This is a genomic window from Pseudomonas sp. MRSN 12121 (assembly GCF_000931465.1).
Taxonomy (GTDB): Bacteria; Pseudomonadota; Gammaproteobacteria; order Pseudomonadales; family Pseudomonadaceae; genus Aquipseudomonas.
This window is the reverse complement of record NZ_CP010892.1, coordinates 4,339,970-4,365,813: the sequence shown is the minus strand read 5'-3', so window position 1 is coordinate 4,365,813 and position 25,844 is coordinate 4,339,970. Positions and strand designations below refer to the sequence as shown.

Below are 25,844 nucleotides of genomic sequence, written 5' to 3'. Positions count from 1 at the left end.
CCTGAGCCGGCCAGCATCACCCGCCTTCATCACGCGCTGTCGGCGGGCAAGGAAATCAACAAGGCACTGACAGATCTGGATGGCGCGATCGCCAAGGCCATCGATGCTGCCAAAGCTTCCGGTCTGCCCCAGGGCCTGATCGTCGCCGAGCTGCATGGGCACGCCCACGCACAAACCCACAACATGGTGAAGGCATGACCGCAAAGCTCGTTGAGTTCAAGCGGGAGGGTTGGCGCGACGCCGCCAAGACGCTGCGCAAGATTGCAGATGATCTTGATGCCGGCGTGCACCCGGAATGCACTGTTGGCGCGTTGACCCTGATGGGGCCGAAAGGCGAGGTCACAGTCTTCGGCTTGGGCCCCAAATGCGACGACCTGCAGTGCTTGGGCGCAATGCGGCTGGGTGAGCAGAAGCTGATTGATGTGCTGCTGTCGGACGACAACTGAAGATCGTCGCCCGATTCGAGTCAGTGCAGGGATGGCGACTCAGTGCGCTTGATGTGCTCCGCCGCTAACACTTGATGACGGGCTTTCTCGTGTTTCTCGTTGAGCGCCAGATATTCATCTTTCTCCTCAAAGGTCCCTTGGTGAAGATGGTTGCTCAGGAGGTGATAGCGCTCAGATTCTTCGGATGTCAGGCCGACAAAGATGTCCCGCCCTTGTGAGTCAGTGGATATGGCCCGCATTTCGAGCAGGTAGTGTTTCTCGCCATCTGTGAGTTTTAGCATCGGTGCTTCTCCGAAAGGTTCAGCCCACACCAATACCGGCATCCAGCCACCATTTCAAGCGCTGCCCGAGCGAGGCACCAAAGTCTCAAGGAATCCCTATGGCGCTGACAGCAAAACAGCAGCGCTTCGTCGACGAATACCTGATCGACTTGAATGCTACACAGGCCGCTATCCGTGCGGGCTACAGCAAGAAGACGGCCAACGAGCAGGGCTCTCGCCTGTTAGCAAATGTTAGTGTTTCGGCGGCCTTGTCCGAGAGCATGAAGTCCCGGTCGAATCGAACCGGCATCACTCAAGACATGGTGCTCCGTGAGCTGGCCAAGATCGGCTTCAGCGACATCCGCAAGGTGGTCCGCTGGGGCGAGACGATGGTCCGAATGGTCGACGGTGAGGAGGAGTGCGCCGAGGACATGGTGGCGTACCACGGCCTGGCGCTGATCGACTCGACCGAGATCGACGATGCCACTGCTGCGGCGATTGCTGAGGTGTCCCAGGGGCGCGATGGCCTAAAGGTGAAGCTGCACGACAAGAAAGGTGCGCTGGTCGATATCGGCCGGCACCTGGGGATGTTCGTGCCTGCTGGCCACGCCGACCTTGATGCAGAGCTGAAGCGGATCGAGATCGAGAAACGCCGGGTTGAGCTCGCAGCGTTGAAGGCCGGGCATGAGCCGGCGCCTCCGGTGACCAAGATAGAGATTGAGGTGGTAGGTGGCAGGTCGAACGCTCCGAATTCAGATGACCGAGCCCCAGGCTGAGTTCTTCCAGCTGCAGGATAAATACCCGGCGTTCGTCGGTGGGTTTGGTACTGGGAAGACTGAGACGCTGGCCAACTGTGCGCTTCGTGATGCCCTGTCATCGTCGGATGCCTTGGTCGCCCTGTACGAGCCGACCTATGACCTGGTCCGGCTGATCCTGGCGCCGCGCATGGAGGAAAAGCTGAGCGAGCTGGGCATTCGGTACAAGTACAACAAGCAAGAGAACATTATCTACACCAGCGCGCCGAACTGCGGTGACTTCATCCTGAGGACGCTCGAGAACCCGGCGCGCATCATCGGGTACGAATCGTACCGGGCGCATGTCGACGAGATCGACACGCTGAAGAAGGCCCAGGCTGCACTGGCATGGCGCAAGATCATCGCGCGGAACCGGCAGCGGCCAGCCGGCGTTGAGCAGCCATTCAACCGCGTCTCGGCGTACACCACGCCTGAGGGGTTCCAGTTCGTCTACGACACCTGGGGTCGTTCGCCTAAGCCCGGCTACGCGATGGTCCAGGCGGCGACGTACACCAACCCGTTCCTTCCTGATGACTATGTGCAGAGCCTTCGTGACAGCTATCCAGCGGCGCTGATCACAGCGTACATCGAGGGGAAGTTCACCAACCTGAACAGCGGTAGCGTCTACCCCGACTTTGACCGTGTACTAAACCACAGCGATACGGTAGAGCGGGAGCGCGAGCCGCTGCTGATCGGCATGGACTTCAACCGGCTCAAGATGAGTGCTGTGGTCTACGTGCTGCGGGGCGGGTGGCCGGTTGCGGTGGCCGAGATAACCGACGGTCGCGACACCCCATACATGGCGGACCTGATCAAACGGCAGTACGCCGACAAAGGTCACCCCATCCAGATTTTTCCGGACGCATCCGGCGCCAACTCCAGCAGCAAGAACGCGAGCGAGTCAGACCTGAGCATCCTTCGCCAGGCGGGCTTCGTGATCCGCGTGAATGCGACGAACCCGGCTATCGCTGATCGCGTCAACGCCGTTAATGCGCTGATCCTGAATGGGGCAGGTGAGAGGAGGCTGAAGATCAACACCAATCGCTGCCCGCACCTGGCCGACGGCCTGGAACAGCAGGCGTACGACAAGAACGGCATGCCGGATAAATCGAGCGGGGTCGATCACCTGAACGACGCTGGCGGTTACCCGCTGGCCTACCTGTTCCCAATCGAACGGCCAATGACAACGACCCAACCTTTGAGAATGTGACCAATGTCCAACAGCCCCGACGCCACGCTGCCAGCGGTCAACGCCATGCGCGTGTACTGGGAGCGGATTACCCCTTTAATGCTCGGCACGCTGGCCATGCGCGAGGCTGGCACCTGCCTGCTGCCAAAGTATCCGGCAGAGGAAGACTGCGTGTACAAGGAGCGCCTGGCGCTGTCCACGCTTCTGCCGGCGTACTCCGAGACGGTCGGGAACATGACCTCCCGTGTGTTTGCCGAGCCTCTGCAACTGGGCGATGACGTTCCGCCGCAGATCGCTGAGATGGCCAAGAACATCGACAACGCCGGTAACGACCTCAACTCATGGTCGGTCGCCTTCTTCAGTGAGGGGCTCAGCCACGGCCTGTGCCACGCCTTCATTGACCACGCGCAGGTCGAAGGGGTTCGCACCCAGGCTGATGAGCAGGCCGCAGGGGTTCGCCCTTACGCCGTCCTGGTGAAGCCTGAGCAGGTGCTTGGATGGCGGTCCAAGGGCGGTGTCCTGACCATGATTCGCTACAAGGAAGTGGTAGAGGAGGAGGATGGCGAGTTTGGCGCCAAGTGCGTCGAGCAGATCCGCGTCCTTGAGCCGGGTTCCTGGCGCATCTACCGCAAGGGTGAAAAGGCTGGTGAGTGGGAGGTGCATGACGAAGGCCCCACGAGCCTTCCTGTCATCCCTTGGGTTACCTTCTACACCGGCCGAACCGGCTTCATGACGGCCAAGCCGCCACTGATGGAGCTGGCACACCTGAACGTCAAGCACTGGCAGAGCCAGAGCGATCAGGACAACATCCTGCATGTAATCCGTGTGCCCATCCTGGCTCGGATCGGCGTGCAGCAGCAGTACGACAACCAAGGCAAGCCCCTGCCCACTGAATTCAAGGTGGGTGTCGGCGCGCTGACTGACCTGCCCATGAACGGCGACATGAAGTACGTCGAGCACACTGGCAAAGCCGTTGAGGCTGGACGCACCGCCCTGAAGGATCTCATCGACGAGATGCGGATGGCCGGGGCCAAGCTGCTCACGCCCGAGAAAGTAGCGACCAAGACCGCCACGCAGGCGGAGGAGGACGCGGCGCAGGAGCTGTCACCGCTGGAGCGCATGGCGCACCAGTTCGGCGACTGCCTGGCGCAGTTGCTCCAATACATGGCCGATTACCGCAGCCTGGGCGACGGTGGCACGGTCGAGATGCGCGGCAACTTCGATGTTGACTACATGCCTGAGGTCTCGCTGCCTACCCTGGTATCTATGGCCAACGCCGGCATGCTCTCGCACGAAACCCTCTTCACCGAGATGCAGCGTCGTGGCGTTATCAGCGACGAGTACAAATGGCCTGAAGAGCTTGGAAGGATCGGGTCTCAAGGCCCAGCCCTCGGAGCTATCTGATGAAGACGGCCAACGAGAAGCTGCTGGACGAGCTGATCGGTCATGAAGTTGACCTGTCCAGTCTGAGCAACAGCCAGGTCGTGGCGATCATCAGGATCCTGAACAGTTCTGACCCGGATTTGCGGGCTGCGCTGATAGCGGCCATCGACAGCCTGAGCGCGGACGCGTCCGTTGCGCAGATCGATGCGGCGCTGGCGCCTGTACTGCGCATCAACCAGGCAACCTTCGTTAGCCTTCAGCAGGCGCTCACTGCGTCGGTCGAGGGTGTGGCCAGCTATGAGATCGCCTACCAGGCCAGCGTGCTGCGCTCGATTGTGCCGAAGCTTGTGCATGAGAAGTTTCCGATTGCCGTGGCTGAGTTCAGTCAGGTACGCGCCATTGCGCTGGCAAGGCCATTCCAGGGGCGACTGCTCAGCGAGTGGATGGCGGGCATTGAGGCTGACCGCGCTGCGTCGATCCGCGATGCCGTGCGGTCTGGAGTGCTTGAAGGCCGTACGACACCGGAGATCGTCCGGCAGATCATGGGCACCAAGGCGGAGAAGTACGCCGACGGCATCCTGCAGAAGTCTCGCCGCGAGGTGGAGGCGGTTGTCCGGTCTGCCGTGTCCAGCACGGCAGAGGCGGCCAGCGACAAGGCGTTCGAGGCCAACAGCGACATCATCAGCCATGTCGAGTGGCTGAGTACGCTGGACAATCGGACCTCGACGACTTGCCGAATCCGTGACCGGCTGCCTTACACGCTGGGCACATACCAGCCCATTGGGCACAAGGTGCCGTGGCTGGCCGGGCCGGGTCGTATTCACTTCTGCTGCCGCTCGACCAAGCTGCCGATCCTCAAGAGCGCTTTGGCGCTGGGGATCAGTGATGCGGCGACGCGGGCAAGCATGGACGGCCAGGTACCGCAGCAGACCACCTATGCGCAATGGCTTGCCCGCCAACCTGCCGCACGCCAGGACGAGATCCTTGGGCCGGAGCGGGGGAAGCTGCTGCGCCAAGACAAGCTGAAGCTGCAGGACTTCTACAACGACAAGGGCAAGTTCCTGACGCTAGATGAGCTGCGGGAGCGGCTGTTGTAGCCCGCGCCACAAAACACTGAGTCGCCATTTCGTGGCGCACATTTTCATAGCCTCGCCCAGTGCGGGGCTTTTTCATGCCTGAAGCCCGGATGGGTAGGGCGCACAGCGGCGGATGCCGCGCAGATGGGCGGATGCCCGGAGAACCGCATGAAACTGAAGCTCGACGACCAAGGCCATGTTGTTGTTCAAGACGGCAAGCCGGTGTATGTGCATGACGACGGCAAGGAGGTGGCATTCGATGCCGCTGGTACCGTCAACACCATTTCCCGTCTAAACGCTGAAGCCAAATCTCACCGTGAGCGTGCTGAAGCCGCTGAAAGCACCCTGAAGGGGTTCGAAGGCATCACCGATCCCGCCGCCGCCATCAAGGCGCTGGCCACCGTGAAGAACCTGGACGACAAGAAGCTGGTCGATGCCGGCGAGGTAGAGCGGGTCAAGAATGAGGCGGTGAAGGCGTTCGAGGAAAAGTACGCGCCGGTCGTGAAGGAAAACGAAAGCCTGAAAGGGCAGCTGAACAACCACCTGATCGGTGGCGCGTTCTCCTCGTCCAAGTTCATCGCCGAGAAGTTCGCCGCTGAAGGCCCGGCCGGCGTTGAGATCGCCCGCGCGCTGTTCGGCAACAGCCTCAAGGTCGAAGACGGCAAGGTCGTCGGCTACGACAGTAACGGTCAAAAGCTGTTTTCCCGCGCCCGCCCGGGCGAACTCGCCACCGCAGACGAAGCAATCGAACTGCTGGTGGATGCCTACCCGCACAAGGCCCACATCCTGAAGGCATCCGGCGCCAATGGCAGCGGAGCCCAGCAGGGCAATGTGCCGAACGGCAAGAAATCCATGTCGCGCACGAACTGGAACGCCCTCGACCCAGCAGGGCAAGCCGCGTTCGCGCGTGAAGGTGGCGTCGTCACCGAATGACGCCAGACAACATGCCGGTCCCCGGATGGGGATCGGTGCTTGGGTCGGATGGCCCGGAAGTCTGAAAACTCAAACATCGATCCCTTAGGAGTATCACCATGGCCAACACCCTCACCGGCCTGATCCCAACCCTGTATAACGCCCTGGACGTGGTCTCCCGCGAACTGGTCGGCTTCATCCCTGCCGTCACCTCCGATATGACCTACGAGCGCGCTGCTGTCGGTCAGACCGTCATGTCTCCGGTGGCTCCGGCTGCCACCGCCACCGACATCACTCCGGCGGTTACCCCGCCGAACGACGGCGACCAGGATATCGGTAATGTCCCGATGACCATCACCAAGGCCCGCCGCGTGCCGATCCGCTGGAACGGCGAAGAAAAGCGCGGCCTGGATAACAACGGCGCATCGTACAACGTCATCCTGTCGCAGCAGATCCAGCAAGGCATGCGCACCCTGGTCAACGAGATCGAATCGGACCTGGCCGGCTTGCATACCAAAGCGTCCCGCGCCTACGGTACCGCTGGTACTGCCCCGTTCGGCACCGCTGCCGACCTGAGCGACTCCGCCGGCGCTCTGCGCATTCTGGAAGAGAACGGCGCCCAAGGCCTGGACTTCCAGCTGGTGCTGGGCACCGGCGCGATGGCCAATCTGCGCGGCAAGCAGTCGGTCCTGTTCAAGGTCAACGAAGCCGGCCGCGAAGACATGCTGCGCAACGGCATCACCGACCGCCTGCAGAACCTGGCTCTGCGCCAGTCTGCCCAGATCAAGACCGTGGTTTCTGGTACCGGCGCCGCGTCGACCACCAACGCCGCTGGCTACGCTGTCGGCGCAACCGTCATTACCCTGGCCTCGGCTGGTACCGGCACCATCCTGGCTGGCGACGTGATCAGCTTCGCGGGCGACGCCAACAAGTACGTGGTCGTTGCCGGTGACACTGACGTGTCCAACGGCGGCGCGATCACCATCGCCGCGCCAGGCCTGATGAAGGCGATCCCAGCTGCCGCCACTGCCGTCACCCTGTCGGCTACCAGCGCGCGCAACATGTTCTTTGCCCGCTCGGCAATCGCCCTGGCCACCCGCGCCCCGGCGCTGCCGCCTCAGGGCGACTCGGCCATCGATCGCATGATCGTGACCGACCCACTGACCGGCCTTAGCTTCGAAGTGTCCATGTACGCCCAGTACCGCCAAATGCAGTTCGAGATCGCCATGGCCTGGGGTTGCGCGGCCGTGAAATCCGAACATATCGGCCTGCTGCTGGGCTGACCCTGCAGGGGCCTGCGGGCCCCAATCTTCCACTGGAGAACCGCATGAAACTGATCAAGGTAAAGCCGTGGGGCGAAGGGCAGGGCGACTTCGTGCACATCAACGAAGAAGACTTCAATCCGGACTTCCATGAGCTGCTGGACGAGGCCGGCAAGTCCGGTAAGGCCCTGAGCATCGACGAGATCCGTGCAGCGTTGAACGCCAAGGGGGTTACGTTCGAAGCAGGCGCCAAGAAACCTGCCCTGCAAAAGCTGCTGGACGACACTAATAAGGCTGAAGATCTCAAGACCAAGCTGACCGAGAAGGGCGTCGACTTCACCGCCGCCGTCACGCTGGAAGACCTCCAGAAGCTGCTGGACGAGGCCGTGTAATGACCATCTACATCACCGTCGAGCAGGTAGACGCCCTGCTTGGGCCGGCCTGGGCGCCCGACGACCAGAAAGCCCGGGCGGTGCTGATGGCCAACACCTGGCTCACCAACTTGAACCTGCCTGACTTCGATCCGGTCCCGGACGACGTCATCCAGGCCGGCGCCGAGATTGCCCGAGAGGCTGCGGCCGGCAAGCTCTATGGCGCCAAGGAGACCGGCGTGCTGAGCAAGTCAGTGGACGCCGACGGCGTGTCCAGCAGCAAAACCTACTCCGAATCATCCCGCACCATCAGCGCTGGCGAGTCGTTCGCCCTGGCACTGTTGGCGCATTACCTGAACAGCAGCGGCCAGACCAAAGTCGTGAGGGGCTGATATGGGACTTCGCGAGGAACTGCAGGCGGACCTGGCCGAGGCTTTCAATACGGACCTGGCTGATGCGGTGCTGGCCTTCATCGGCGAGTACCTTGGGCCTGGCGTATGGGACCCGGTCAACGAAACCACGACGGCCCAGCCAGCGACCTATACTGGTCGTGGCGTGCTATCGCGCTACGAAGATAGCCGGATCGACAACATCAACATCCTCGTCGGTGATCTGCGCCTAACCGCGCTGGCCAACGAGGTCACGGATACCCCGGGTGTTGGGCACAAGATCACTGCGCCTGACCTGATGGACCGCGCCAAGCAGGTGGTCTACCTGGTCAAGTCGGTGCGCGCCGATGCGGCCTCGGCTACGTACCGAATCCAGTTGAGAAAAGCCTGATGGCAAAAGGGTGGAGTACATCGCCGACGCTGTTCGCTGACCAGATCGAGCAGGACATGGCGCAGCGAGTTCGAGTAATCGCCATGGCCATGCTCAACAAAATAGTGCTTCGATCGCCAGTCGATACTGGTCGCTTCCGTGGCAACAACATCTTGAGCATCGGCTCGCCGGTCTATACGGCTTCCGCCGAAGTAGACCCAGGCGGTGGGGCAACAATCCAGCGCGGGCTGTCTGTCATGAGCGGCCTTGAGCCATTCACAGTGGTTTACATCCAGAACAATCTGCCATATGCCGAGCGGCTCGAAAACGGTTGGTCTGATCAAGCGCCTGGCGGGGTCTACGAGCTTGCCTTCATCAGCGTATCCGAGGCCTACAAATGACCTTCGAGCAAATCAGGGCGCTAATCACCGCGCGCATGGTGGCCTTCACCGGCATCGAGCAGGATCGGATCGACTACCCGAACCAGCCGGAAGTTTTCACGCCGCCGGCGACCGGCCTCTGGTGCCGGCCAAATATCCAGTACGCCACCGCATATATGGCCGGCATGGCCGACCGACCCCACACACGCAAGCCCGGGCAGATCAGCATCCAGTGCTTCGCCCGGGTGCGCGCCGGCACCAAGGCCATCAACGAGCTGGCCGACGCGCTCGAGGCGCACTTTGCCTACTGGCAGTCCGGCGACCTTGAGTGCATGGAAGCCAGCCAAGTGGTCGCCGGCGAGTTCGAGGGCTTCTACCAGATCAACGTCAACATCCGGTTTCGCGCCGGTTGAGAGAAGGACATGAGCGAAGTAACGAAAGAACTTCACCGCAGCCTTATCCGTGCTGCGAAAGGAGCGCTTGCCGCATGGGAGCGCTGGCTTGCAGCAAAGGAGAAGGGCGATGCAGGTCAGAATTGATGGAAAGCTGGTAGAGCGCAAGCATTACATCGAGCACGAGCAGACTAGTGATCAATCTGGGCTCGGCTACATCCTCCCACGGGAAGAGCCAGAGCTTGAGGATGGCGAGCAAGCCATATGGATGCTCGGCGACCCAGTTCCGACAATTATCCGCACATTCGACCCAGCATAAATTTACCCAAATTCACCGGGCACGCTGATCAGACCCGCCGAAAGGCCTCTCTGCTCATCACGCCTCCCCGGATCAATTGATCTAAGGAGGCTCCGATGAGTTCGGGCGCAAAAGTTGTAAGTCACATCATCGCCGAGGTGACGCCCGGCGTGACCCCGGCCGGCACCTGGGACACGCTGCGCCTTACCGGCAACGCGCTGACCCCAACCGTCAACAAACAGGTCAGCGACGAGATCACCGACACCCGGCTCAGCCAAGGATCGGTGGCCACCAGCATCGATATCGGCGGCGACCTGACGGCGGAGTTCTCGTTCGGCTCGTTTGATCAGCTGCTGGAGGCCGCTTTCTACGGCAGCTGGACCGGCAACGTGCTGAGCGTAGGCGATACCCGCCACACCTTCAGCATCGCCAAGGGCTACGACGATGTCGGCGTCTACGGCGTGTTCAAGGGTGCGCACGCCTCGACGTTCGCACTCGACATCCCGTCCGACGGCAAAATCACCGCCACCTTTAACATGGCGTGCCTGGACTACACCGACAGCGAGACCCCAATCGTTGTCTCGCCGAACGCCCCGACCACCACGCCGTTCCTATCGAACAACAACGTCGGCACGATCCTGGTGAATGGCGAGTCGCTGGAAGGCGTGGCCTGTGTATCGGCCATGACCGTCAACCTCGACAACAGTCTGCAAACTCAGCGCTGCCTCGGCTCTGACAAGCTTGGCCCGGGTGCACATATCGCCACTGAGGCAGCTATCACTGGCAGCATCACCCTGGCCTGGTCGAAGCGGGCGTGGGAGATCTGGAAGAACACCTTCACCCGCGCACCGATCGGCGTAGTGTTCCCGATCACCGACAGTCTGGGCAACAAGTACATCTTCAACTTCCCCGCGGTGGAAGTGGACGGCGAACTGCCGAACGGCGGCAAGCGCGACCTGATCGAGGTGACGCTGAATTACACCGTGGCCAAGGTCAGCCCGACCATCACCCGGGAAGCTGCGCCGATTGTCGTTACGGGCGTGACCGTGACCCCGGCAACCGCCTCGATCGCGGTAGCAGCAACCCGCCAGATGGCGGCCACCGTTGCCCCGGCCGGTGCAAGCCAGGCAGTGACCTGGTCCAGCGGCACACCAGGCGTGGCCACAGTCAACTCGTCTGGCCTGGTCACTGGCGTATCGGCCGGCACCTCGGTTATCACCGCCACCAGCGTGGCAGATGGCACCAAGGCCGGCACTGCGACCATCACTGTCACCGCGTAATCCTGAATCAAATTTTGGCCGCCCCGGCAGTAACGCCGCCCGGGGTAGCCCTTTTTATTGGCGTGGCGTTGAGGAATCCACATGGCTTTGCAACTGGGCAAAAAGAAACCGGATATTACCGGTGAGCGCTGGGCGAAGTTCGACAGTGACACCAAGGTGTTGCTGGCCGGCATCGACAACCCCGAATACCAGGTCGCCCTGGAGCGCATGCGCCGCCGCATTCAGCGCAACGATGCACGATTTGAAGAGGGGCAGGTGGGCGTAGTCGCCGGCGAAAAGACCGAGCACCAGAACCATGCGATGCTGCTCAGCCACTTCATCGTGAAGGACTGGGAAGGCGTGCTGGACGCCGAAGGCAACCCGGTTAAGTACAGCCCGGCGATCGCCGCCGAGCTTCTGGAAACCAATATCGAGTTCTTCGTATTCGTCCTGCGCGAGGGCGCCTCTGCCGCCACCGACGCCGCAGAAGATCGGGCTGAGTCGGTGGGAAAGCCGTCTGCCGCTTCGAGTGGGAGCAAGAGTGGGGCGGGGAAAGCGAAAAGCGCAGGGCGGTCTACGCGCGCCTGAGACTAGCGGTGCCGGACGAGCCCGAGAATGACCAGATCACGGCATACCTGCTGAACCTCTATCGCAACGTCTGCCGCGGGCGCCGGTACATCGCTGGCATGGCCGGGGCGTTCCCGCTGCCATTATCGGCCCGGGAGATCTCCGACTGGCTGGAATCGCATCCATCACCACTACCGCGCGATGAGGTAGACGAGGTGATGTTTGCGCTGGATGCGGTGTGTCTGGCGAGCAATGAAGATTGAAACCACATGATGCGGCAGGGCCGCGGGAGAAGGGTATGACGAATCAATCTAAAGGCACTCGGCGCTCGGAGCCTGCCACCCAGGAGTGTGGGTGGCCGGTGGTTGTCGAGCAGAGCCTGGCAAGCCGCTGGGGCGTCACTATGAAGAAGTGCGATCGCAGCGGCCTGCTTTACGCGGCTGGGTTTGGGAAGGTCAGCTAACCCGGGCTATAAGACTGTCAACATATTGGTCATGTAGACCTTTGTCGATGCCGCTGTAGCTGCGAGATTTCAGGCTGGCGAGGTCTTGGATTAGAGCGTCCGCAATGGCTGGATTGCCTTGGGTAATCCGCCGACTAACAGTCGATATGGCATTTTGGTTGAAGAGAATCAGTGTCCTGACGACGGTTTCAAGTTCGTTCAGGCGTTGCTCAGCTGTATTAACTTCACTCATTTTACTTTCCTTGCGTTAAAGGCGCCGAAATTGGCGCAATCCCAGTCCTTGGGCTTGCAGGCAAAGGACTGGGGGATCCGTTGCGTGTGGCAGGAGGCTACTATCGGCGGGAGGAGTGGTGCTACTGGGATTCGTACAGGCGGGGTTTTGGCGCTTCCCGCGGATGGTGGTAGATTGATGCCAGCCAACCGGGAGAAGGCAATGGACTACGACAGAGATGAGCTCTTAACGAAAATACAAGAGCTTGTGGGCGATTGGTTTTATAGGGATCTTACCTACGATAGCCATCCCTCTGAATGGCTGGCGAGGGCAGAGGAGCAAGCGGCCGTTAACGTGCGTATAGCTGCTGTGGTTACAGGTAGCTCGCAAGCACCTACGCAGACCATCGAAGAGATGATGGAGTTCGAGGTCTCCACGCTGAGGCCTGCTGCCAGAGACAGGGCTGCCAAACAGCTGCGGCCTGGCGGAGAAATCTTAGAGGCTCGGCAGAAATGGAGGTCTTGAAGTGGAATACCTAATTTTTGGAATTGCCATTGCGGGACTTTGTGGATACTACGCTAACCAAAAAGGCAGGGGGGTTGTTGCTTGGGTCATCCTAGGTTTCTTCTTTTCCTTGCTAGCGCTATTCGCTCTGTGGTTCTTGCCGCCTTTGGGTTTTGATGAAGAAAAAAGCCGGGAGATCGCGAGAAAATTTGGCGTCTCCGCGAAATACAGGAAATGCCCTATCTGCGCTGAGCTGGTGCAAAAAGAAGCGATCAAATGCAAACACTGCCATGCGGAGCTTCCGGCGCTCACCGAATAGAAGAGTTTTTACACCAACCCGCTCAGGCGGGTTTTTTTATGCCCGGAGATTCATATGGCCCAGACCTCACGACTCGTCCTCGAGATTGATAGTCGCGACGCAGAAAAAAAAGCAGCTGATACAAAAAAAGCGCTGGGCGAGCTTGAGGACCAGGGGTTGCTCATTAACCCGGCGCTCAGCAAGGCGAGCAGATCCATTCAACAGCTTGGTGATAATGCCCAGGCGACAGCTCCGCAAATCAGAGGCATGGAACGCCAGTTTCGATCTTTAGCGGCCATGGCGTCTGGTCTCGTAGCTCCTTTGGCGGCTGCCTTCAGTATCACCAAAATCAGCCAGGCGGCCGCGGAATATACCAACATCACCAACCGCCTACGGTTAGTCACTGAGGGTAGCCAGCAGCTGAGCAAGGCCCAAAACGACGTGTTCCAAGTTGCCCAGAACTCACGTCAAGCACTTGAAAGCACCGCTCAGGTGTACCAGCGGATTGCTCAGAACGGTAAGCAACTTGGACTATCGCTGGATCGAGTGGCAAGCATAACCGAAACGGTCGCCAAGTCGGTCGCACTCAGTGGAGCGAGCGCTCAGGCGGCGGACGCGGCCTTGGTGCAATTCGGGCAGGCTCTTGCCTCTGGCACGCTTCGAGGTGATGAGCTCAATAGCATAATGGAGCAGACCCCAGCACTAGCCCAGGCGATTGCTCGAGGGCTGGGGGTCACTATCGGTCAACTTCGAACAATGGGCGCCGAGGGCAAGCTAACCTCAGAAAGCGTCGTGCGTGCGCTTGAGAGCCAGAAAAACAAGGTAGACGAGCTCAGCGCAAGCATGAGTGTCACCGCAGGTCAGGCGATGACCGCCTTCAACAACTCGCTGACTGTCACCGTGGGGAAGCTGGACGAGGCGACGACGGCCAGCAGCAAGTTCGCAAAAGGCCTTCTTGCACTTTCCGAGGGGATGGATCGGTTCAACTCGGGCGAGTTTCTGGACTTCTTTCGCGACGACAAGCAAACCGTTGCCGGGCTCAATAATGAGCTCAGCGTGATCATGTCGGAGATGCGCGATCTAGCCGACATTCGGGCCAAGCTCATCAAGGGAAAGGCCGGCGATACAGCCTTCTACAATTTCAAATTTTACGACGTGGATGAGCTCGACAAGTCGATTGCTGATCTCCAGAAGAAGGCTGACGGCATTACCGAGATACGCAACCGCATGCAGAAATCGGCGGCGGATCTTGGCGCTCAGCAGCCTGCTGGCGATGCTCCGGGCGCAGTGGTTAATCCTGCTTACGAAAAGATGCTGGAATCGCTCAAGAAGCAGGCGGCGCTCCAAGGCGAAAACACTGAGGCCTCGAAAGTCCGCTACGCAATCGAAAGTGGCGAGCTGGGCAAACTGTTGCCCGCTCAGCAGCAACTCCTGCTCCAGTACGCCAAAGAGAAAGATGCCAAGGCCTCAGCTGAGGAGGCAGCAAAAAAGGCCGCCCAGACCAGTGAGCACGCCCGGAATGCCACGCAGCGGGCATTCGATACTGCGAGTGAAGACTATCAGCGCCAGATCCAGCTGATAAACGTCACTACGGATAAGCAAAAGGAGGCATCAGAAGCCACGAAACTGGCCTTCGAGCTGGAGAGTGGAAAGCTGGCCGGTCTTACTCAGCAGCAAAAGGCCTACTTGCGCGGGAAAGCGGACGAGCTCGATGCGCTGAAAAAGATACAAGCCGCGAATGAGGCGGATGCCAAATTCAACGCATTCCTATCGGCCCAGGAGAGTCAGACGCTTACGCAGAAAAATGGCTATGACATGGACCTCGCGGGGCTCGGATCGAGCGACAAGACGCGCGAGAGGCTTCAGCAGGAAATGCAGATCAGGCAGCAGTACGAAAGTGATCTGAAGGCCTTGGCGGCTCAGCGAACCAGCGGGGATATCACCCAGAACGATTATGCTCGACAGACCGAAGCCTTGCGTGAGCAATTGGCCTTGCGTCTGGTCAATCAGCGGGACTATTACAACCAGCTCGACAAAGCACAGTCAGATTGGTCGCTCGGAGCTTCCTCGGCATTTCAGACATACGCCGACGAGGCGGCGGACGTTGCCGGCCAAACCCGCAACCTATTCACCAACGCCTTCAGCAACATGGAAGACGGCATCATCCAGTTCGTGAAGACCGGGAAGCTGTCGTTCAAGGATCTGGCGGATGGAATCATCGCTGACCTGATCCGAATTCAGGTGCGCCTGGCGGCGGTGGGCATCTTCGGCACGCTGTTCAGTGGATTAGCTGGCGCCGGTGCGTCTGCTGCTGGCAATGGTCTGGCTGCAGGCTCCGCGGGTGCCGCGTCGTCGAGCCTGGGCGCTTCGGCGGCCGGCTACACCTCGAAGTTCGGCTTCTCCGACGGCGGTTATACCGGCGACGGCGGCAAGTTCGAGCCGAAAGGCGTGGTACACGGTGGCGAGTTCGTGGTGCGCAAGGACGTGGTCAGCCAGCCCGGGGCCAGGGAGTTCCTCGAGCGCATGAACGCGAATTCGAAAGGGTACGCAGATGGTGGCTATGTCGGGCCTGCTGCTGCGGCATCGACATCAGCCGTGCAGGGCGGCGTGTCAGGCGGCGTTTCTCTTCCTCCAGTCATTCAGCACATCACCGTGGGCGGCAACGTAGATGCCGCAACCGTGGCTGACGTGAAGCGTGGAAGTGAAGAGGGGGCCAAGGCCGCCTATCAGGCGGTTCTCGCAGATTTGAAGCGCAACGGGCCGATCAGCCAGCTCATCTCGCGCAAACGATAGATCAAGGAGTGCTGCATGGCTCTTACGTGGCCGGCTTTACTGCGCCCGTCAGAAATGACGTGGGGCATCGTCAACAACAGCAGGGCGTTCACTTCGACGCTCTCGAATGCCCAGCAGATCGTCGGCTACCCGGGTGCCTATTGGCAGTGCACGCTGACCTTCGGCTTGCTGACCAGGGGCCAGGAGCGCGAGCTTTCTGCCTTCCTTGGGCGACTGGATGGGATGTTCGGCACCTTCAACTTGCCGGCCTTCACCCGCACGCGAGCCGACAACGTCGGGGCGCTGGTGGTGGTCACCGGCAACGCACAGGCGCGCAGCATGCTGATCGCCGGGGCGACGCCAAGCACATCGATCTTCGCCGCGGGCGACTACCTCACCGTGGCGGGGGAGATGTTCGAGGTCACCGACCCGGTTTCGTCGAATGCCCAGGGCCAGGCCACGGTCCTGCTCAACAAGCGGATCCGCAAGGCGTTGACCGCCGGCGCCGTCATTGAATACCGAACCCCCTACTCGGAGATGCGCATGACCTCGGACACCTGGTCTATGTCGGTTCGTCCGGTGGTCGCCAACGGCAGCTATCAGTTCAGGGAGGCCTTCTGATGCCCTCAGCATTCCCCTTCAGCCAGAACGTGGTGAACATCATCGCCACTGGCAAATTCCTCGCCGTGTATGCCGTGCAGCTCGATTTCGTCGACGGCATGGTTTTCGCGCACACCGGCACCGGCCAGTTGGTGATCGACGGCATTACATACGAAGGCGTGGGCAATTTCGGCGAGGTCAGCCAGTCGCAGGAGAGCGACAACTCGAACTCGCCCATGTCGGTCGAGCTGAAACTCAGCGGCCTGGATGCCTACATCGTCGCGGAGACCAACGTGCGCGGCTGCCGCGGGCGGTCGGCCAAGGTCATGTTCGTGGTGTTCGACGAGGCCGGCAACTACGCGGCCGACATCCTGTTCTCGGGGCGCATGGACGCCGCCAAGTTCTCCTACGCCGGCAATGGCCAGGACGGCAACAGCATCACGGTGCCGGTGATCGACCGCATGGCCGAGTGGAGCCGCACGGGCACCGAGCGCTTTACCGACGAGAACCACCGGGCCCGCCACCAGGATGACCGGTTCTTCTACGCGATCGCGCAAATGTCCGAGTGGCCCATCTACTGGGGCTCGAAGAAGGACGCCCCGACATTCAATTACGGAAGCTAGCCATGCGCTATCGAGATTGGACCACGCGCTTAAACGACGTGATCAAGGCCGCCCAAGGGCGGCCTTTTTCATGGGGCGAATTTGATTGCTGCCTGTTCGCTGCCGATTGCACCGCGGCGGTGTGCGGGGTAGATCCGGCTGAGCAATACCGCGGCAAGTACAAGACCGAGACCGCCGCCAAGCGGCAGCTGAAGAAGCAGCACGGCAGCCTAGAGGCGGCATGGGATGCCTGCTTCAAACGTGTGCCGCTGTCCTTCATCCAGCGCGGCGATGTGGTGCTGTACGACGCCCCGGGCGGACGGAGCATGGCCGTGTTCTGGGCGGGTGATTACTGGTCGACGACCGAAGACGGCGTTTGCCGGATTGAGTGCGAGCCTCTGGCCGCGTGGAGGGTTGAATGAGCGGCGGCGTCAAGAAACTCGCCCAGGTGGCGGTCGGTGCTGTTATTGGTTTCGTGCAGGGCGGCCCAATGGGCGCTGTCGCCGGCGCAGCCCTGGCCTTCTATGCCGCCGAGCAGCAGGAGAAGCTGAACACCAAGTCGCCACTGCGCGACAACGAGCCCTCGGCACAGACCGTGCGTTCGTCCAAGGCACCTGTGCGCTTCATCCTGGGCCGCGCGGCCACCGGGGGTGTGCTGGTGTGGGCCCAGGAACAGGCTGGCGGGCAGACTGAGGGCGAATGGTTGCACCTGGTCTACGTGTTGAGCGAGGGTGCCGTCGATGCCGTGGAAAATATCTACCTGGGCGAGGAGGAGATCGGTTCATTCGGCGAGTTCGCCAGCTATGAGCTGATCGTCAATCCGACCCAGGTAAACACCTTCCTCAAGGCCAACTGCCCGGACTGGAAGGACAGCCAGATCGGCCGCGGCCTATCGTTCGTGCGCGTGTCGCTGAAGTACAGCGCCGAGAAATTCCCGTCCGGCATCCCTGACACCCGGTTCGTGGTTCGCGGGCGCAACGACATCTACGACCCGCGCACCGGTAACACCGGGTACAGCGCCAATACCGCGCTGCATATGCTGTGGTATCTGCGGGCGCGCTGTGGCGTGCCTGACGATGAGATCGTGTTCGAGACCTTCGCCAGTGCGGCCAACGTTTGCGACGAGACCATCACCAATGCCGACGGCTCGGTCAGCCAGCGCTACCGGGCCGCCTGCGTTATCGGCGCCGACGAGCAGCGTACCGGCGTGCTGCAGAAGCTGGAGGCGGCGTGTGCTGGCAAGCTGATTCGCGTCGGCGGTCGCTGGATGCTCCAGGCCGGGGCTTATTACGGCCCGTATGACTTCGAGATCACCGAGGACATGGTGATTGGCACGGTCGCCGGCAGCACCGAGCCGACCAACGACTCGGCCATCAACACCGTGCGCGGCACCTTCATTGACCCGTCGCAGTCCTGGACCGAGACGGACTATCCGGAAGTCAGCGTTGCCGAGTGGATTGTCGAGGACGGCGGGGAGGCGGCGGAGACCCTGACCTTCTCCTATGTCACCGATCCGTATCAGGCCCAGCGCCTGGCCAACATCGAGCTTCGTCGCCGGCGCGCAGGCGGTGCGATCAGCATCCCTATGAACTTTGCTGGCTACAACTGCAGGCCCGGCCGGGTGGTGCGGGTGAATCTTCCATCGCTGAACATGCTGGGCGAGTTCATCGTCAGCGATTGGTCGATGGGGGATAGCGAAGGCTGCACCGTGCAGGTCAAGCAGTACGAGGCGGCGATCTTCGATGACGCCGTGGGCGAGCCATACAACCCGCTCGGGTTCATCAACCTGCCGGCCGGCGGCCTGGGTTCGCCGACGGGCCTGACCTGGACACAGAACACCGGGGCCGAGGTTGTGCAGGGCGTCCTGTCCTGGGCGCTGCCAACAGGGATTGTGTCGTCCTACGTCGTCATTGTCCGCCAGGGCGCGACCGCTGTTCAGTCGCACTCGGTGCCGGCCACCTCGACACAGTGCGCCATCAACGGGTTGTCATCGGGCAACTACACGATGAGCGTGGCCGCGGTCGGCCCTATGGCCAGGTCGGGCGAGGCGACCCTCACGGTCAGCATCATGGGACCGCCGATCCCTGAGTCGTGTTTTGTGCAGTCCTCGATCGACAGCATTGTGCTGATTCCCCAGAACACGCTGCACGGCCTTAATGGCGGCACCTACGAGTATTTCTTCAGTACGTCGCCGACGGCCACAGCGAATAATGCGGTTTATCTGGGGCAAGGTCTGAGCTTCACGCATACGGGCCTGGGGTTCTACACGAACTATTACTACTTCGTGCGCTCGGCAAATGCCTACGGAAAGAGCGCGTTTCTGTATGTGCCGGCCTCCACTTCAAATGATGTCTCGGCTTACCTGGCCGCGCTGGCCGGCAAGATCACCCGGACTGAACTTGGACAGGACCTGATCAGCGAGATTGACGGCCTGCAGGACCAGATCGACGCGCTGGACAGTATCCTGCTGTATGACGCTGAGAGGACGTACATCAAGGGTGACATCGTCCAGCAGGGACAGCGCCTGTACCAAGCTGTTCAGGCTGTACCGATCAACACGCCACCGCCGAACGCGACCTATTGGCTGGACGTGGGTCAGTCGATCGAGACGGTCAATGGCCTGGCGCAGCAGGTGGCGACCAACACCGCCGATATCAGCGAGTTGGATGGCGTGGTGACGGCGCAAGCCGCCTCGACAAACACGCTCCGAGCGTCCTGGCGGGAAGATGACGGCGCCGGCGCCCTGGCCGATGCAATCAAGGGCTGGAACAACACCGCCGCGATCGTCACAGAGGAGAAAGTCAGAGCGACTGAGATCGAGGCTGAAGCCACGCAGCGGATTCAGTTGCAAGCTACTGTTGGCGAAAACACCGCGGCAATTCAGCAAACATCTTCTGCTCTCGCGAATACCCAGGGCCAGCTATCGACCATCTGGTCGGTGAAGATGGAGACCACCGCCGGCGGCCAGAAATACGCCGCGTCTTTCGGTCTTGGTCTACAAGTCGATCCATCCGGAGTCTCGTCGCAATTCGTGGTGCGCGCCGACACCTTCATGCTGCTGAACCTGGCAAACGGTACGCCGGTGTCGCCTTTCGCGGTAACCGGCGGACAAACGTTCATCAAATCGGCGTTCATTGAGGATGGCAGCATCACGATGCTGAAGATCGGTCAGTACCTGCAGTCAGACAACTATGTCGCTGGGGTACAGGGCTGGAGACTGGATAAGGCGGGCAACTTGGAGTTCAACGGGCCGGCTCCGGGGGGCGGACGACTGACTATGACCAACCGGGCCGTAAAGGTCTATGACCAAAACAACGTTAAGCGGGTACAACTCGGGGACCTGGACGCATGAGTTACGGCTTGAGGATGTGGGGCGGTGACGGAGTGCTTCAATTCGATACCGGCACCTCAACTTGGCGCATCGTTTTGTCGGTCGTTGTTTCATTTGCCAGCGCTGGAGGAAAAAGCACCCAGCAGTTTTCAGTTCCTGGATGCAATACAAGCAACGCTGTAGCGGTGGTGCTTCCGATTGGTCCTTCGGCGACTGAAGATAGGCAACTAGAAACAGAAATGACCGATGGCGTTGTTAATGTGAGGAACTTCATCAATGGCTTTGCGGGCGATAAATTCTCTCGAAGTGCAATGAGGCTTATTGTGATGAGGCGGTATTGATGGCGAGTTTTGGTCTGTCTGTAGTTAATGATAACGGTGTCGTTTCTATTGACTCGGAGTATGCAAGGTTGTGCGTTCTTCAATCTGGTACATACGCCGGATCTACCAGTGTCAGCGTACCGTTTAGCCCTGCAATAACGACCCAAGAGCCGCCACTTTTATTCCTAAGGCCAAACAATAACAGCGGCTCGGTCACTGTCGGATGTAGCATCTCAGGCTCTCCTGGTAATTGGACAGGAATGACGATATCCGGCACCGTAAACACTTCAATTTCCGGGAAGTATTTTGTCGGCGGGTTCGCCGCTTCTCCAGTTTCTTCTTATGGCATGCGCCTTTGGGATGGAGCTGGAGCGCTAATTTTCGATAGCGGTACTCCATCGGCGGTTTTTACCAGGTTTTTTCAGAACTGGACCTATGTAAGGACTACACAGGACGCGCAGGGGTATTACACCAACTGGTATTCATCACCTTTCAGTTCGTCAACTGATGAGTATCTGATGATAAACAATGCGAGCATGCGCATGTTGTCGGGGGATAATGTCGGGAGACTGCCACGAATTGTTTTTGATTTCGCCGCTTCGCAGCTTTGGTTTACAACTACCGCCTTGAGTAATCCATTCGCTTTTTCGTTGCCGGCTATCTTTGCAAAGATAGTCGCTTGATCTCTATCAAGTGTTGAGGGGCTTTATGCCGTGGTATAGAACCGGGACGGTTTCTGTCGTCCAAAATTCAAGCGCGGTGATCGGCACCAGTACCGCATTTATTTCAAACAGTCGTGTCGGTGACGCCTTTCTTGGGCCAGATGGGCGATGGTATGAGGTCACGAACATTGCCAGTGACACGGCAATATCGATTTCGCCAAACTATCTGGGGCCAAGCAATTCCGCTGGTGGCTATGCGCTTGTTCCAATCCAGGGCTACCAGAAGACGCTCGCTGATGAAGTTCGCTCTTGGGTTAACACCTACGGAACGAAAATGGCCTCCCTTGGCACTACGGGCAACTACGACATTCTGCCGGTCGCAAAAGGCGGAACGGGCGGGTCGACGCCAGCCGCGGCGCGCGGAGGGCTCGGCCTCGGTACTGCGGCCACAGCAGACGTCAGCACATGGCCGACGAAGGTGTCCTCTGGTGTTGGTTCGGTTGTCGCGCCGGATGCCACCGGCTATGACTCCCCCGGCAACTCTCAAGTTGGAAGCCCGCAGGGTGGCGGGATGTACAAAGTTGCCGCCGATCCATCGTCATCCGGCATTTCCTATGCCGCCATGGTTCGAGTTCCCTACAACAACAACTACGAGGCTCAGCTTTTCTTCCCGATGGGGCTAGCTGTCAACAAGATGTATTTCCGGGTTTCGACTGGGGCCGCCGGCGGCAATTTCGGGTTGGCGATGGAGGTCTACCACACTGGCAACACAACCCGCGGTTCCGGCGGCGCGCTGTCTGCTGCTTCGCCGATCGTGCGCATTGCGAACGTCGCAGACAGCGTGCGCCGCGACCTCGCCGAGCAGACATTCGAACCGGCAGGCGAGTGGGGCGTGGCGAATAACGAGGCCCGCGGTGTGAGCGTTGAGCGCCTGGGCGTGGGCGAGTACCGCGTGACCGGAAGTCTCGGCCTGGCCCTGGAAGGCTGGCGGACCCAGGACCCTTGTTCGCCAGACGGCGGCGGTACGCTCGGTATTACAGAAACCGAGCAGGACCCCGACGGCACGGTGACCGTCCGCCTGTTCAAGCAGCGTTGGACCCTGTCAGACGACGGAGAAATGATCCCCGGCCGCGGTGCTCCGCTCGACGTGCCACTCAACAGCTGGATCGACGTGCGGCTTGAAATGCCTGCCGTCGAGCCGCCTCCGCAGCAGTTCGCCGAAACCGAATAACAGCCCGCCACCGAGCGGGCTTTTTCTTGCCTGGAGAAAAGCATGCCTATCACCGAAACCCGCGGGGTGCGCAATCGAAACCCCGGGAACATCGACTACAACCCGGCCAACCAGTGGCAAGGGCAGCTCCCACCAAACCCAGCGCTGGAGAAGCGGTTCGCCCGGTTCGACACGCCGGAGAATGGCATCCGCGCCCTGGGTAAGTTGCTGCTGACCTATCAGCGAAAGCACGGGCTCAGGACAGTGAAGGCGATCATCAGTCGCTGGGCGCCGGCGGTTGAGAACGACACAGCTGCATACGTGCGCGCCGTTGAAGCGAACACCGGAACCCGGCCTGGGGCGGAGATTGACCTGGCCCAGTCCTCGGTCATGTCCGGCTTCGTCAAAGCGATCATCCATCACGAAAACGCAGGGTATGCATACCCCGCCGCAGTATTGGCCGAAGGCGTGCGGCGGGCGCTGGCATGACGGCGGCGCAGAAACTGCTCGGCGCCCTGGTGCTGGCCGGCCTGTTGATCGCCATCGGCGCTGGTGGGGCGTGGAAGATTCAGGGCTGGCGCTACGGCAAGCAGCTGGCAGATCTAGCCCAGCAGCACCAGGGTGACCTGAGTGCAATCAGCAATGCAGCGAGCGCCCAGCAACAGGCCGAGCAAGCCAAGCGCCTCGCGCTCGAGCAGCGGCTGGCCACTGCCGACAAAGCCCACCACCAGGAGCTGACAAATGCTCAGAATGACCAAGCTCGCCTGCGCGATCGCCTTGCTACTGCTGACTTGCGGCTGTCAGTCCTTGTCGACGCCGCGGATACAGCCCGTTGCAGCAACGTGCCTGCCCCCGCCGCCGCCGTCGGCCTGGTTCATGGAGCCACGCGAGCCCGACTTGACCCGGCGCATGCTCAACGAATTGTCGGCATCACCGACGACGGCGACCGGGGGCTGATCGCGCTTCAGGCGTGCCAGGCGTATGTCAGGGAGCTGGGGCGTTGAGGATGGCGAATGCCAGGGCTTTCTTCTTGCTGTTGCCATGTGCTTCGAGCAAGCGATTCCAAGCGGCTGCAAGCTCCGGCTCTGTCTGGGGGTTGATCAAGGCTTGAATCTGAATCTGCGCAGCCCGGTAGCGGGCGGTCGCGTCTTTCTGTGCCTTGCTCATGCTTTGACCTGATCGGACTCGTCATCTTGACGATGTTCCCGAGATATTTTGCGCTTGCGAGAAGCAATTGCGAATTTACATGCGAGCCAGAAATGGTGCTTTAACTGGATCGAAAGAGGCTGCTGTCCTGATCCTGGCGCAAACCACTTCTGCATGCTGCTGTAGCTTACATGACACATCTCAGCAAGAACTTGATATGTAAGCTTGTCTCCTGTCGACTCAAAGTAAAGCCTTGATAGAAACTGAAAAAACTCCGGCTGCGTAAGTGACGATATTGATTCAAAAAGTGCCAGGCGCTCTAATTTAAGAGTTTGAACTTTCCCTGTGATTGCGCTTTTCGTGCGAGAAAATCCGGCCGCCGACAAGGCGTGGATCACGCCCTCAAGCCCGCGGCTTGGGTAGATATCGTTCAGTATTTTTTCTTCATCTTTCGACCACTCAGAGTAAGTGCGCTGTTGCAGTCCCAGCGCGTGCACCCTGCGTTGCACTGCTGCTGCTGATCGACCAAGAGCTTTTCCGATTTCGGCGTGCGTCATTATTCCGTTGTTTTTTTCGACGAACTCATCGTGTGCAATAGTCCATGATTGCCGATGATTTCCTGGCTTGGCTGTGCTTAGGCCTGGATTGATGTAAAGGCTATTGCGTATCAAGTTAAAGGCTCCCTGGCTGCATCAGGGAGAGGTCGCTTTCACGGCCGAGCATATCAACCATGTAGGCGGTGCCTTGTTCATCGCTTACCGCTACAGCGCGATACCCAAGGATTTTTGCGGCGCGGGCAGTGTAGATCTGCACATCCCAGTCATCATCGGCATCGCCAGTATCCAGCTGCTGGCGCTCGCTAATGATCTCTTCGGCGGTGTCAGTATCAACATCGAAGCGGGCACAAAATTTGGCGACGAGCTCGTCGAGCTTAGCGGCGTCTGCGTGGTAGAACAGGTGGTTGGCTGCAATGATCGCGTCGTCGTCAATCTGCGCACGGTAGACAACGTGGTCGCCGGCGGTCATCACGTAAACGTCGGAAGAGAAGAACAGGAACTCGCCGAACCGACCGTGCTTGTCAATGCTGGTGATTTCTTTGGGGCTGGTGTGGAAGAGTTCCATGGCGTTTCTCCTTGGGTGTGTATGGAGCATACATATATCATATGATATATGCAATGGTTTCCTGCTAGGAAGTTTGAAAATTTCACAGCTTAAGGGGACAATGCTGACAATACAGGCAACGATTGCAAGGATGAGATCATGAGGAAACATGATTGGGAGCCGATCATTCCGCTTCTCGGCACGATGACTGATCGAGATCTGGCGATCCGCTTCGACGTCCCGCATAACACGATCGCTGCCAAACGAAATCAGCTCAGCATTCCGGCCCACGACCAATTACATGTGCCTCGCAATGTCTGGAACGAGGACAACGTAAAGCTGCTCGGTACTATTCCTGATGAATTGCTTGGGCGGAAACTGGGAGTCAGCATCACGGCTGTACAGAACGCCCGATTGCGTCGTGGAATTCCTGCACTGCTCCAGCGGCGCAATGTTTGGAGTGAAGAAGCCTTGGCACTCCTGGGGACGATGCTCGATAAAAAACTCGCCGCACGCCTGGGGGTGAGTAACGCGGCCGTCTCGGTAAAGCGGAAAAACATGGGAATTGCGAGGTTTAAGAAAACGCAGAAATCAAAGCCTGCTGCCGTGCAACGGCGCAAGAAGAAGGCAGAGCAGTCCTTGGGATTGCCGAGGGATGGCGAGTGGAGCGAATTGGCAGCCCTCGACCAGCCGAGCTTTTTTGCAGAGCTTGACCGGCTTTACAAGCAATCCAAGGGGGAGCGCCTGAGCTATCCACGCTTGAGCGAGCTGTGCTTGTGGAGCGTGAGTCGCCTGCAAAAGTGGTTTACCGCGGGGAGCGCACAAGAGAATCTTCAACTTCCAGTTCGACATCACATTTGGCTGGCCGTGCGCAGCGCGCTGGAAAAGCCTGGGCCCTGACGCAGATGAGCGGGCATTTTATGTTCGGGGGATTGTGTTCGGTCGGCAGAACGCCGGAGGGGAGGGGCTACAGCATGCGTTATTGGCATAACGCCTATGTGACTGGTGATTGCGCGCGGCGCACAGAACCGCAAGGGCAAATGCAAAGTTTTAGGACGCGTCCGAAAATCTGCGGATGAAGCAGCAGTAGGGCTGCCCAGAAGTGGAATCCGCCAGAAACGAAAAAGCCCCGAATAATCGGGGCTTTAGCGTGACGAATATGGCGGAGGCGATGGGATTCGAACTCATGGACCTGTTACAGTCGACGGTTTTCAAGACCGTTGCCTTAAACCACTCGGCCACACCTCCGTTTTTGTTGCGGGCGCCATAATACCCG

The 25,844-nt window shown here is 59.9% G+C and carries 35 protein-coding genes and 1 tRNA gene; 30 read left to right on the top strand and 6 right to left on the bottom strand.

Features of this window, described 5'->3' with window-relative positions:
- Positions 1–15: 15 nt before the first annotated feature.
- Both TO66_RS19750 and TO66_RS19745 read left to right on the top strand, forming a co-directional pair.
- A complete protein-coding gene (locus TO66_RS19750; RefSeq protein WP_044466102.1) occupies positions 16–198 on the top strand; it encodes a hypothetical protein in 183 nt (60 codons plus the stop codon).
- Positions 195–446, top strand: a complete 252-nt coding sequence (locus TO66_RS19745; RefSeq protein WP_044463848.1) for a hypothetical protein — start codon at positions 195–197, stop codon at positions 444–446. Before TO66_RS19750 ends, TO66_RS19745 begins: the two co-directional genes overlap by 4 nt.
- A gap of 20 nt (positions 447–466) precedes the next feature.
- Here TO66_RS19745 and TO66_RS19740 read toward each other — a convergent pair whose 3' ends face one another.
- Entirely contained in the window at positions 467–769 is a 303-nt protein-coding gene (locus TO66_RS19740; protein WP_156162092.1) for a hypothetical protein, read from the bottom strand.
- A gap of 56 nt (positions 770–825) precedes the next feature.
- Between TO66_RS19740 and TO66_RS19735 the strand changes: the two genes are divergently transcribed.
- The 15 genes from TO66_RS19735 to TO66_RS19665 all read left to right on the top strand — a co-directional run bounded on the left by TO66_RS19735 (position 826) and on the right by TO66_RS19665 (position 11,611).
- Complete coding sequence (locus TO66_RS19735; protein ID WP_082061122.1) at positions 826–1,482, top strand: terminase small subunit; 657 nt, start codon at positions 826–828, stop codon at positions 1,480–1,482.
- Complete coding sequence (locus tag TO66_RS19730) at positions 1,463–2,710, top strand: terminase large subunit domain-containing protein (RefSeq protein WP_044463846.1); 1,248 nt, start codon at positions 1,463–1,465, stop codon at positions 2,708–2,710. Before TO66_RS19735 ends, TO66_RS19730 begins: the two co-directional genes overlap by 20 nt.
- Positions 2,711–2,713: 3 nt before the next feature.
- Positions 2,714–4,093 (top strand): DUF4055 domain-containing protein, encoded by a 1,380-nt coding sequence (locus TO66_RS19725; protein WP_044463845.1) that lies wholly within the window; start codon positions 2,714–2,716, stop codon positions 4,091–4,093.
- Positions 4,093–5,169, top strand: coding sequence for a hypothetical protein (locus TO66_RS19720; protein WP_044463844.1), 1,077 nt, complete (start codon positions 4,093–4,095; stop codon positions 5,167–5,169). Before TO66_RS19725 ends, TO66_RS19720 begins: the two co-directional genes overlap by 1 nt.
- Positions 5,170–5,316: 147 nt before the next feature.
- The gene (locus TO66_RS19715; RefSeq protein WP_044463843.1) at positions 5,317–6,081 is read left to right on the top strand and encodes a DUF6651 domain-containing protein; all 765 of its coding nucleotides are present in this window, start codon (positions 5,317–5,319) and stop codon (positions 6,079–6,081) included.
- Positions 6,082–6,179: 98 nt separating this feature from the next.
- Positions 6,180–7,343 carry a coat protein gene (locus tag TO66_RS19710; protein WP_044463842.1) on the top strand — a complete coding sequence of 388 codons (1,164 nt, stop codon included), beginning with the start codon at positions 6,180–6,182 and terminating at the stop codon, positions 7,341–7,343.
- Between the two features lie 44 nt (positions 7,344–7,387).
- Positions 7,388–7,714 carry a hypothetical protein gene (locus tag TO66_RS19705; protein WP_052506143.1) on the top strand — a complete coding sequence of 109 codons (327 nt, stop codon included), beginning with the start codon at positions 7,388–7,390 and terminating at the stop codon, positions 7,712–7,714.
- Positions 7,714–8,085: a hypothetical protein gene (locus TO66_RS19700; protein ID WP_044463841.1), complete on the top strand. Its 372-nt coding sequence runs from the start codon at positions 7,714–7,716 to the stop codon at positions 8,083–8,085. Before TO66_RS19705 ends, TO66_RS19700 begins: the two co-directional genes overlap by 1 nt.
- Before the next feature lies 1 nt (position 8,086).
- Positions 8,087–8,473: a hypothetical protein gene (locus TO66_RS19695; protein WP_044463840.1), complete on the top strand. Its 387-nt coding sequence runs from the start codon at positions 8,087–8,089 to the stop codon at positions 8,471–8,473.
- The gene (locus tag TO66_RS19690) at positions 8,473–8,853 is read left to right on the top strand and encodes a phage protein (RefSeq protein ID WP_044463839.1); all 381 of its coding nucleotides are present in this window, start codon (positions 8,473–8,475) and stop codon (positions 8,851–8,853) included. The genes TO66_RS19695 and TO66_RS19690 overlap by 1 nt, the downstream gene beginning before the upstream one ends.
- Entirely contained in the window at positions 8,850–9,245 is a 396-nt protein-coding gene (locus tag TO66_RS19685; protein ID WP_044463838.1) for a phage tail terminator-like protein, read from the top strand. The genes TO66_RS19690 and TO66_RS19685 overlap by 4 nt, the downstream gene beginning before the upstream one ends.
- 109 nt (positions 9,246–9,354) lie before the next feature.
- Positions 9,355–9,543 carry a hypothetical protein gene (locus tag TO66_RS19680; protein WP_044463837.1) on the top strand — a complete coding sequence of 63 codons (189 nt, stop codon included), beginning with the start codon at positions 9,355–9,357 and terminating at the stop codon, positions 9,541–9,543.
- Between the two features lie 95 nt (positions 9,544–9,638).
- Positions 9,639–10,802, top strand: coding sequence for a phage tail tube protein (locus TO66_RS19675; RefSeq protein WP_044463836.1), 1,164 nt, complete (start codon positions 9,639–9,641; stop codon positions 10,800–10,802).
- A gap of 81 nt (positions 10,803–10,883) precedes the next feature.
- Positions 10,884–11,369: a hypothetical protein gene (locus TO66_RS19670; protein WP_044463835.1), complete on the top strand. Its 486-nt coding sequence runs from the start codon at positions 10,884–10,886 to the stop codon at positions 11,367–11,369.
- A gap of 8 nt (positions 11,370–11,377) precedes the next feature.
- Positions 11,378–11,611, top strand: coding sequence for a hypothetical protein (locus TO66_RS19665; protein ID WP_256240814.1), 234 nt, complete (start codon positions 11,378–11,380; stop codon positions 11,609–11,611).
- A gap of 192 nt (positions 11,612–11,803) precedes the next feature.
- On the opposite strand, the gene TO66_RS33465 is transcribed toward TO66_RS19665, so the two are convergent.
- Positions 11,804–12,043, bottom strand: a complete 240-nt coding sequence (locus TO66_RS33465; protein ID WP_156162091.1) for a hypothetical protein — start codon at positions 12,041–12,043, stop codon at positions 11,804–11,806.
- Positions 12,044–12,244: 201 nt separating this feature from the next.
- On the opposite strand from TO66_RS33465, the gene TO66_RS33460 reads away from it, so the two are divergent.
- The 12 genes from TO66_RS33460 to TO66_RS19615 are packed head-to-tail and all read left to right on the top strand — an operon-like array spanning position 12,245 to position 23,325.
- Complete coding sequence (locus tag TO66_RS33460; protein WP_156162090.1) at positions 12,245–12,547, top strand: hypothetical protein; 303 nt, start codon at positions 12,245–12,247, stop codon at positions 12,545–12,547.
- 1 nt (position 12,548) lies between these two features.
- Positions 12,549–12,845: a hypothetical protein gene (locus tag TO66_RS19655; protein WP_044463832.1), complete on the top strand. Its 297-nt coding sequence runs from the start codon at positions 12,549–12,551 to the stop codon at positions 12,843–12,845.
- Positions 12,846–12,899: 54 nt separating this feature from the next.
- The gene (locus TO66_RS19650) at positions 12,900–15,617 is read left to right on the top strand and encodes a phage tail tape measure protein (RefSeq protein ID WP_052506142.1); all 2,718 of its coding nucleotides are present in this window, start codon (positions 12,900–12,902) and stop codon (positions 15,615–15,617) included.
- 15 nt (positions 15,618–15,632) lie between these two features.
- A complete protein-coding gene (locus TO66_RS19645) occupies positions 15,633–16,217 on the top strand; it encodes a hypothetical protein (RefSeq protein WP_044463831.1) in 585 nt (194 codons plus the stop codon).
- On the top strand, positions 16,217–16,819 hold the full coding sequence (locus tag TO66_RS19640) for a hypothetical protein (RefSeq protein WP_044463830.1): 603 nt from the start codon (positions 16,217–16,219) through the stop codon (positions 16,817–16,819). Before TO66_RS19645 ends, TO66_RS19640 begins: the two co-directional genes overlap by 1 nt.
- Before the next feature lie 2 nt (positions 16,820–16,821).
- Positions 16,822–17,220, top strand: coding sequence for a DUF6950 family protein (locus tag TO66_RS19635; RefSeq protein WP_044463829.1), 399 nt, complete (start codon positions 16,822–16,824; stop codon positions 17,218–17,220).
- Positions 17,217–20,150, top strand: coding sequence for a DUF1983 domain-containing protein (locus TO66_RS19630; protein ID WP_044463828.1), 2,934 nt, complete (start codon positions 17,217–17,219; stop codon positions 20,148–20,150). The genes TO66_RS19635 and TO66_RS19630 overlap by 4 nt, the downstream gene beginning before the upstream one ends.
- Positions 20,147–20,470 carry a hypothetical protein gene (locus TO66_RS33455; protein ID WP_156162089.1) on the top strand — a complete coding sequence of 108 codons (324 nt, stop codon included), beginning with the start codon at positions 20,147–20,149 and terminating at the stop codon, positions 20,468–20,470. The genes TO66_RS19630 and TO66_RS33455 overlap by 4 nt, the downstream gene beginning before the upstream one ends.
- Complete coding sequence (locus TO66_RS32760) at positions 20,470–21,132, top strand: hypothetical protein (RefSeq protein ID WP_082061121.1); 663 nt, start codon at positions 20,470–20,472, stop codon at positions 21,130–21,132. Before TO66_RS33455 ends, TO66_RS32760 begins: the two co-directional genes overlap by 1 nt.
- 25 nt (positions 21,133–21,157) lie before the next feature.
- The gene (locus tag TO66_RS34005) at positions 21,158–22,342 is read left to right on the top strand and encodes a hypothetical protein (protein WP_256240808.1); all 1,185 of its coding nucleotides are present in this window, start codon (positions 21,158–21,160) and stop codon (positions 22,340–22,342) included.
- 42 nt (positions 22,343–22,384) lie between these two features.
- Positions 22,385–22,810: a structural protein gene (locus tag TO66_RS19620; protein ID WP_082061120.1), complete on the top strand. Its 426-nt coding sequence runs from the start codon at positions 22,385–22,387 to the stop codon at positions 22,808–22,810.
- Positions 22,807–23,325, top strand: a complete 519-nt coding sequence (locus tag TO66_RS19615) for a lysis system i-spanin subunit Rz (protein ID WP_044463827.1) — start codon at positions 22,807–22,809, stop codon at positions 23,323–23,325. Before TO66_RS19620 ends, TO66_RS19615 begins: the two co-directional genes overlap by 4 nt.
- Here TO66_RS19615 and TO66_RS19610 read toward each other — a convergent pair.
- From TO66_RS19610 to TO66_RS19605, 3 genes are read right to left on the bottom strand one after another with little or no spacing between them, the layout of a single operon-like run.
- On the bottom strand, positions 23,306–23,488 hold the full coding sequence (locus tag TO66_RS19610; protein WP_044463826.1) for a hypothetical protein: 183 nt from the start codon (positions 23,486–23,488) through the stop codon (positions 23,306–23,308). The two genes, TO66_RS19615 and TO66_RS19610, sit on opposite strands and share 20 nt — an antisense overlap.
- Positions 23,485–24,138, bottom strand: coding sequence for an AsnC family protein (locus TO66_RS33450; protein WP_156162088.1), 654 nt, complete (start codon positions 24,136–24,138; stop codon positions 23,485–23,487). Before TO66_RS33450 ends, TO66_RS19610 begins: the two co-directional genes overlap by 4 nt.
- A gap of 1 nt (position 24,139) precedes the next feature.
- Positions 24,140–24,589, bottom strand: a complete 450-nt coding sequence (locus TO66_RS19605; RefSeq protein ID WP_044463825.1) for a hypothetical protein — start codon at positions 24,587–24,589, stop codon at positions 24,140–24,142.
- A 138-nt stretch (positions 24,590–24,727) separates the two neighbouring features.
- Here TO66_RS19605 and TO66_RS19600 point away from each other — a divergent pair, with 138 nt between their 5' ends.
- Positions 24,728–25,468 carry a hypothetical protein gene (locus TO66_RS19600; protein ID WP_044463824.1) on the top strand — a complete coding sequence of 247 codons (741 nt, stop codon included), beginning with the start codon at positions 24,728–24,730 and terminating at the stop codon, positions 25,466–25,468.
- A 260-nt stretch (positions 25,469–25,728) separates the two neighbouring features.
- Here the strand turns inward: TO66_RS19600 and TO66_RS19595 are convergent.
- A tRNA-Ser gene (locus TO66_RS19595) sits at positions 25,729–25,816 on the bottom strand.
- Positions 25,817–25,844 lie beyond the last annotated feature (28 nt).

Excerpts from the sequence above, each read along its gene's own strand:
- TO66_RS19680 (WP_044463837.1), top strand. The coding sequence starts at position 9,355 with ATGCAGGTCAGAATTGATGGAAAGCTGGTAGAGCGCAAGCATTACATC.
- TO66_RS19730 (WP_044463846.1), top strand. The coding sequence starts at position 1,463 with ATGACCGAGCCCCAGGCTGAGTTCTTCCAGCTGCAGGATAAATACCCG.
- TO66_RS19745 (WP_044463848.1), top strand. The coding sequence starts at position 195 with ATGACCGCAAAGCTCGTTGAGTTCAAGCGGGAGGGTTGGCGCGACGCC.
- TO66_RS19600 (WP_044463824.1), top strand. The coding sequence starts at position 24,728 with ATGAGGAAACATGATTGGGAGCCGATCATTCCGCTTCTCGGCACGATG.
- TO66_RS19635 (WP_044463829.1), top strand. The coding sequence starts at position 16,822 with ATGCGCTATCGAGATTGGACCACGCGCTTAAACGACGTGATCAAGGCC.
- TO66_RS19685 (WP_044463838.1), top strand. The coding sequence starts at position 8,850 with ATGACCTTCGAGCAAATCAGGGCGCTAATCACCGCGCGCATGGTGGCC.
- TO66_RS33465 (WP_156162091.1), bottom strand. The coding sequence starts at position 12,043 with ATGAGTGAAGTTAATACAGCTGAGCAACGCCTGAACGAACTTGAAACC.
- TO66_RS19735 (WP_082061122.1), top strand. The coding sequence starts at position 826 with ATGGCGCTGACAGCAAAACAGCAGCGCTTCGTCGACGAATACCTGATC.
- TO66_RS34005 (WP_256240808.1), top strand. The coding sequence starts at position 21,158 with ATGCCGTGGTATAGAACCGGGACGGTTTCTGTCGTCCAAAATTCAAGC.
- TO66_RS19700 (WP_044463841.1), top strand. The coding sequence starts at position 7,714 with ATGACCATCTACATCACCGTCGAGCAGGTAGACGCCCTGCTTGGGCCG.
- TO66_RS19720 (WP_044463844.1), top strand. The coding sequence starts at position 4,093 with ATGAAGACGGCCAACGAGAAGCTGCTGGACGAGCTGATCGGTCATGAA.
- TO66_RS19705 (WP_052506143.1), top strand. The coding sequence starts at position 7,388 with ATGAAACTGATCAAGGTAAAGCCGTGGGGCGAAGGGCAGGGCGACTTC.
- TO66_RS19605 (WP_044463825.1), bottom strand. The coding sequence starts at position 24,589 with ATGGAACTCTTCCACACCAGCCCCAAAGAAATCACCAGCATTGACAAG.
- TO66_RS19645 (WP_044463831.1), top strand. The coding sequence starts at position 15,633 with ATGGCTCTTACGTGGCCGGCTTTACTGCGCCCGTCAGAAATGACGTGG.
- TO66_RS19710 (WP_044463842.1), top strand. The coding sequence starts at position 6,180 with ATGGCCAACACCCTCACCGGCCTGATCCCAACCCTGTATAACGCCCTG.
- TO66_RS33460 (WP_156162090.1), top strand. The coding sequence starts at position 12,245 with ATGGACTACGACAGAGATGAGCTCTTAACGAAAATACAAGAGCTTGTG.
- TO66_RS19740 (WP_156162092.1), bottom strand. The coding sequence starts at position 769 with ATGCCGGTATTGGTGTGGGCTGAACCTTTCGGAGAAGCACCGATGCTA.
- TO66_RS32760 (WP_082061121.1), top strand. The coding sequence starts at position 20,470 with ATGGCGAGTTTTGGTCTGTCTGTAGTTAATGATAACGGTGTCGTTTCT.
- TO66_RS19725 (WP_044463845.1), top strand. The coding sequence starts at position 2,714 with ATGTCCAACAGCCCCGACGCCACGCTGCCAGCGGTCAACGCCATGCGC.
- TO66_RS19620 (WP_082061120.1), top strand. The coding sequence starts at position 22,385 with ATGCCTATCACCGAAACCCGCGGGGTGCGCAATCGAAACCCCGGGAAC.
- TO66_RS19675 (WP_044463836.1), top strand. The coding sequence starts at position 9,639 with ATGAGTTCGGGCGCAAAAGTTGTAAGTCACATCATCGCCGAGGTGACG.
- TO66_RS19615 (WP_044463827.1), top strand. The coding sequence starts at position 22,807 with ATGACGGCGGCGCAGAAACTGCTCGGCGCCCTGGTGCTGGCCGGCCTG.
- TO66_RS19695 (WP_044463840.1), top strand. The coding sequence starts at position 8,087 with ATGGGACTTCGCGAGGAACTGCAGGCGGACCTGGCCGAGGCTTTCAAT.
- TO66_RS33455 (WP_156162089.1), top strand. The coding sequence starts at position 20,147 with ATGAGTTACGGCTTGAGGATGTGGGGCGGTGACGGAGTGCTTCAATTC.
- TO66_RS19670 (WP_044463835.1), top strand. The coding sequence starts at position 10,884 with ATGGCTTTGCAACTGGGCAAAAAGAAACCGGATATTACCGGTGAGCGC.
- TO66_RS19690 (WP_044463839.1), top strand. The coding sequence starts at position 8,473 with ATGGCAAAAGGGTGGAGTACATCGCCGACGCTGTTCGCTGACCAGATC.
- TO66_RS19640 (WP_044463830.1), top strand. The coding sequence starts at position 16,217 with ATGCCCTCAGCATTCCCCTTCAGCCAGAACGTGGTGAACATCATCGCC.
- TO66_RS19610 (WP_044463826.1), bottom strand. The coding sequence starts at position 23,488 with ATGAGCAAGGCACAGAAAGACGCGACCGCCCGCTACCGGGCTGCGCAG.
- TO66_RS19715 (WP_044463843.1), top strand. The coding sequence starts at position 5,317 with ATGAAACTGAAGCTCGACGACCAAGGCCATGTTGTTGTTCAAGACGGC.
- TO66_RS19630 (WP_044463828.1), top strand. The coding sequence starts at position 17,217 with ATGAGCGGCGGCGTCAAGAAACTCGCCCAGGTGGCGGTCGGTGCTGTT.
- TO66_RS19650 (WP_052506142.1), top strand. The coding sequence starts at position 12,900 with ATGGCCCAGACCTCACGACTCGTCCTCGAGATTGATAGTCGCGACGCA.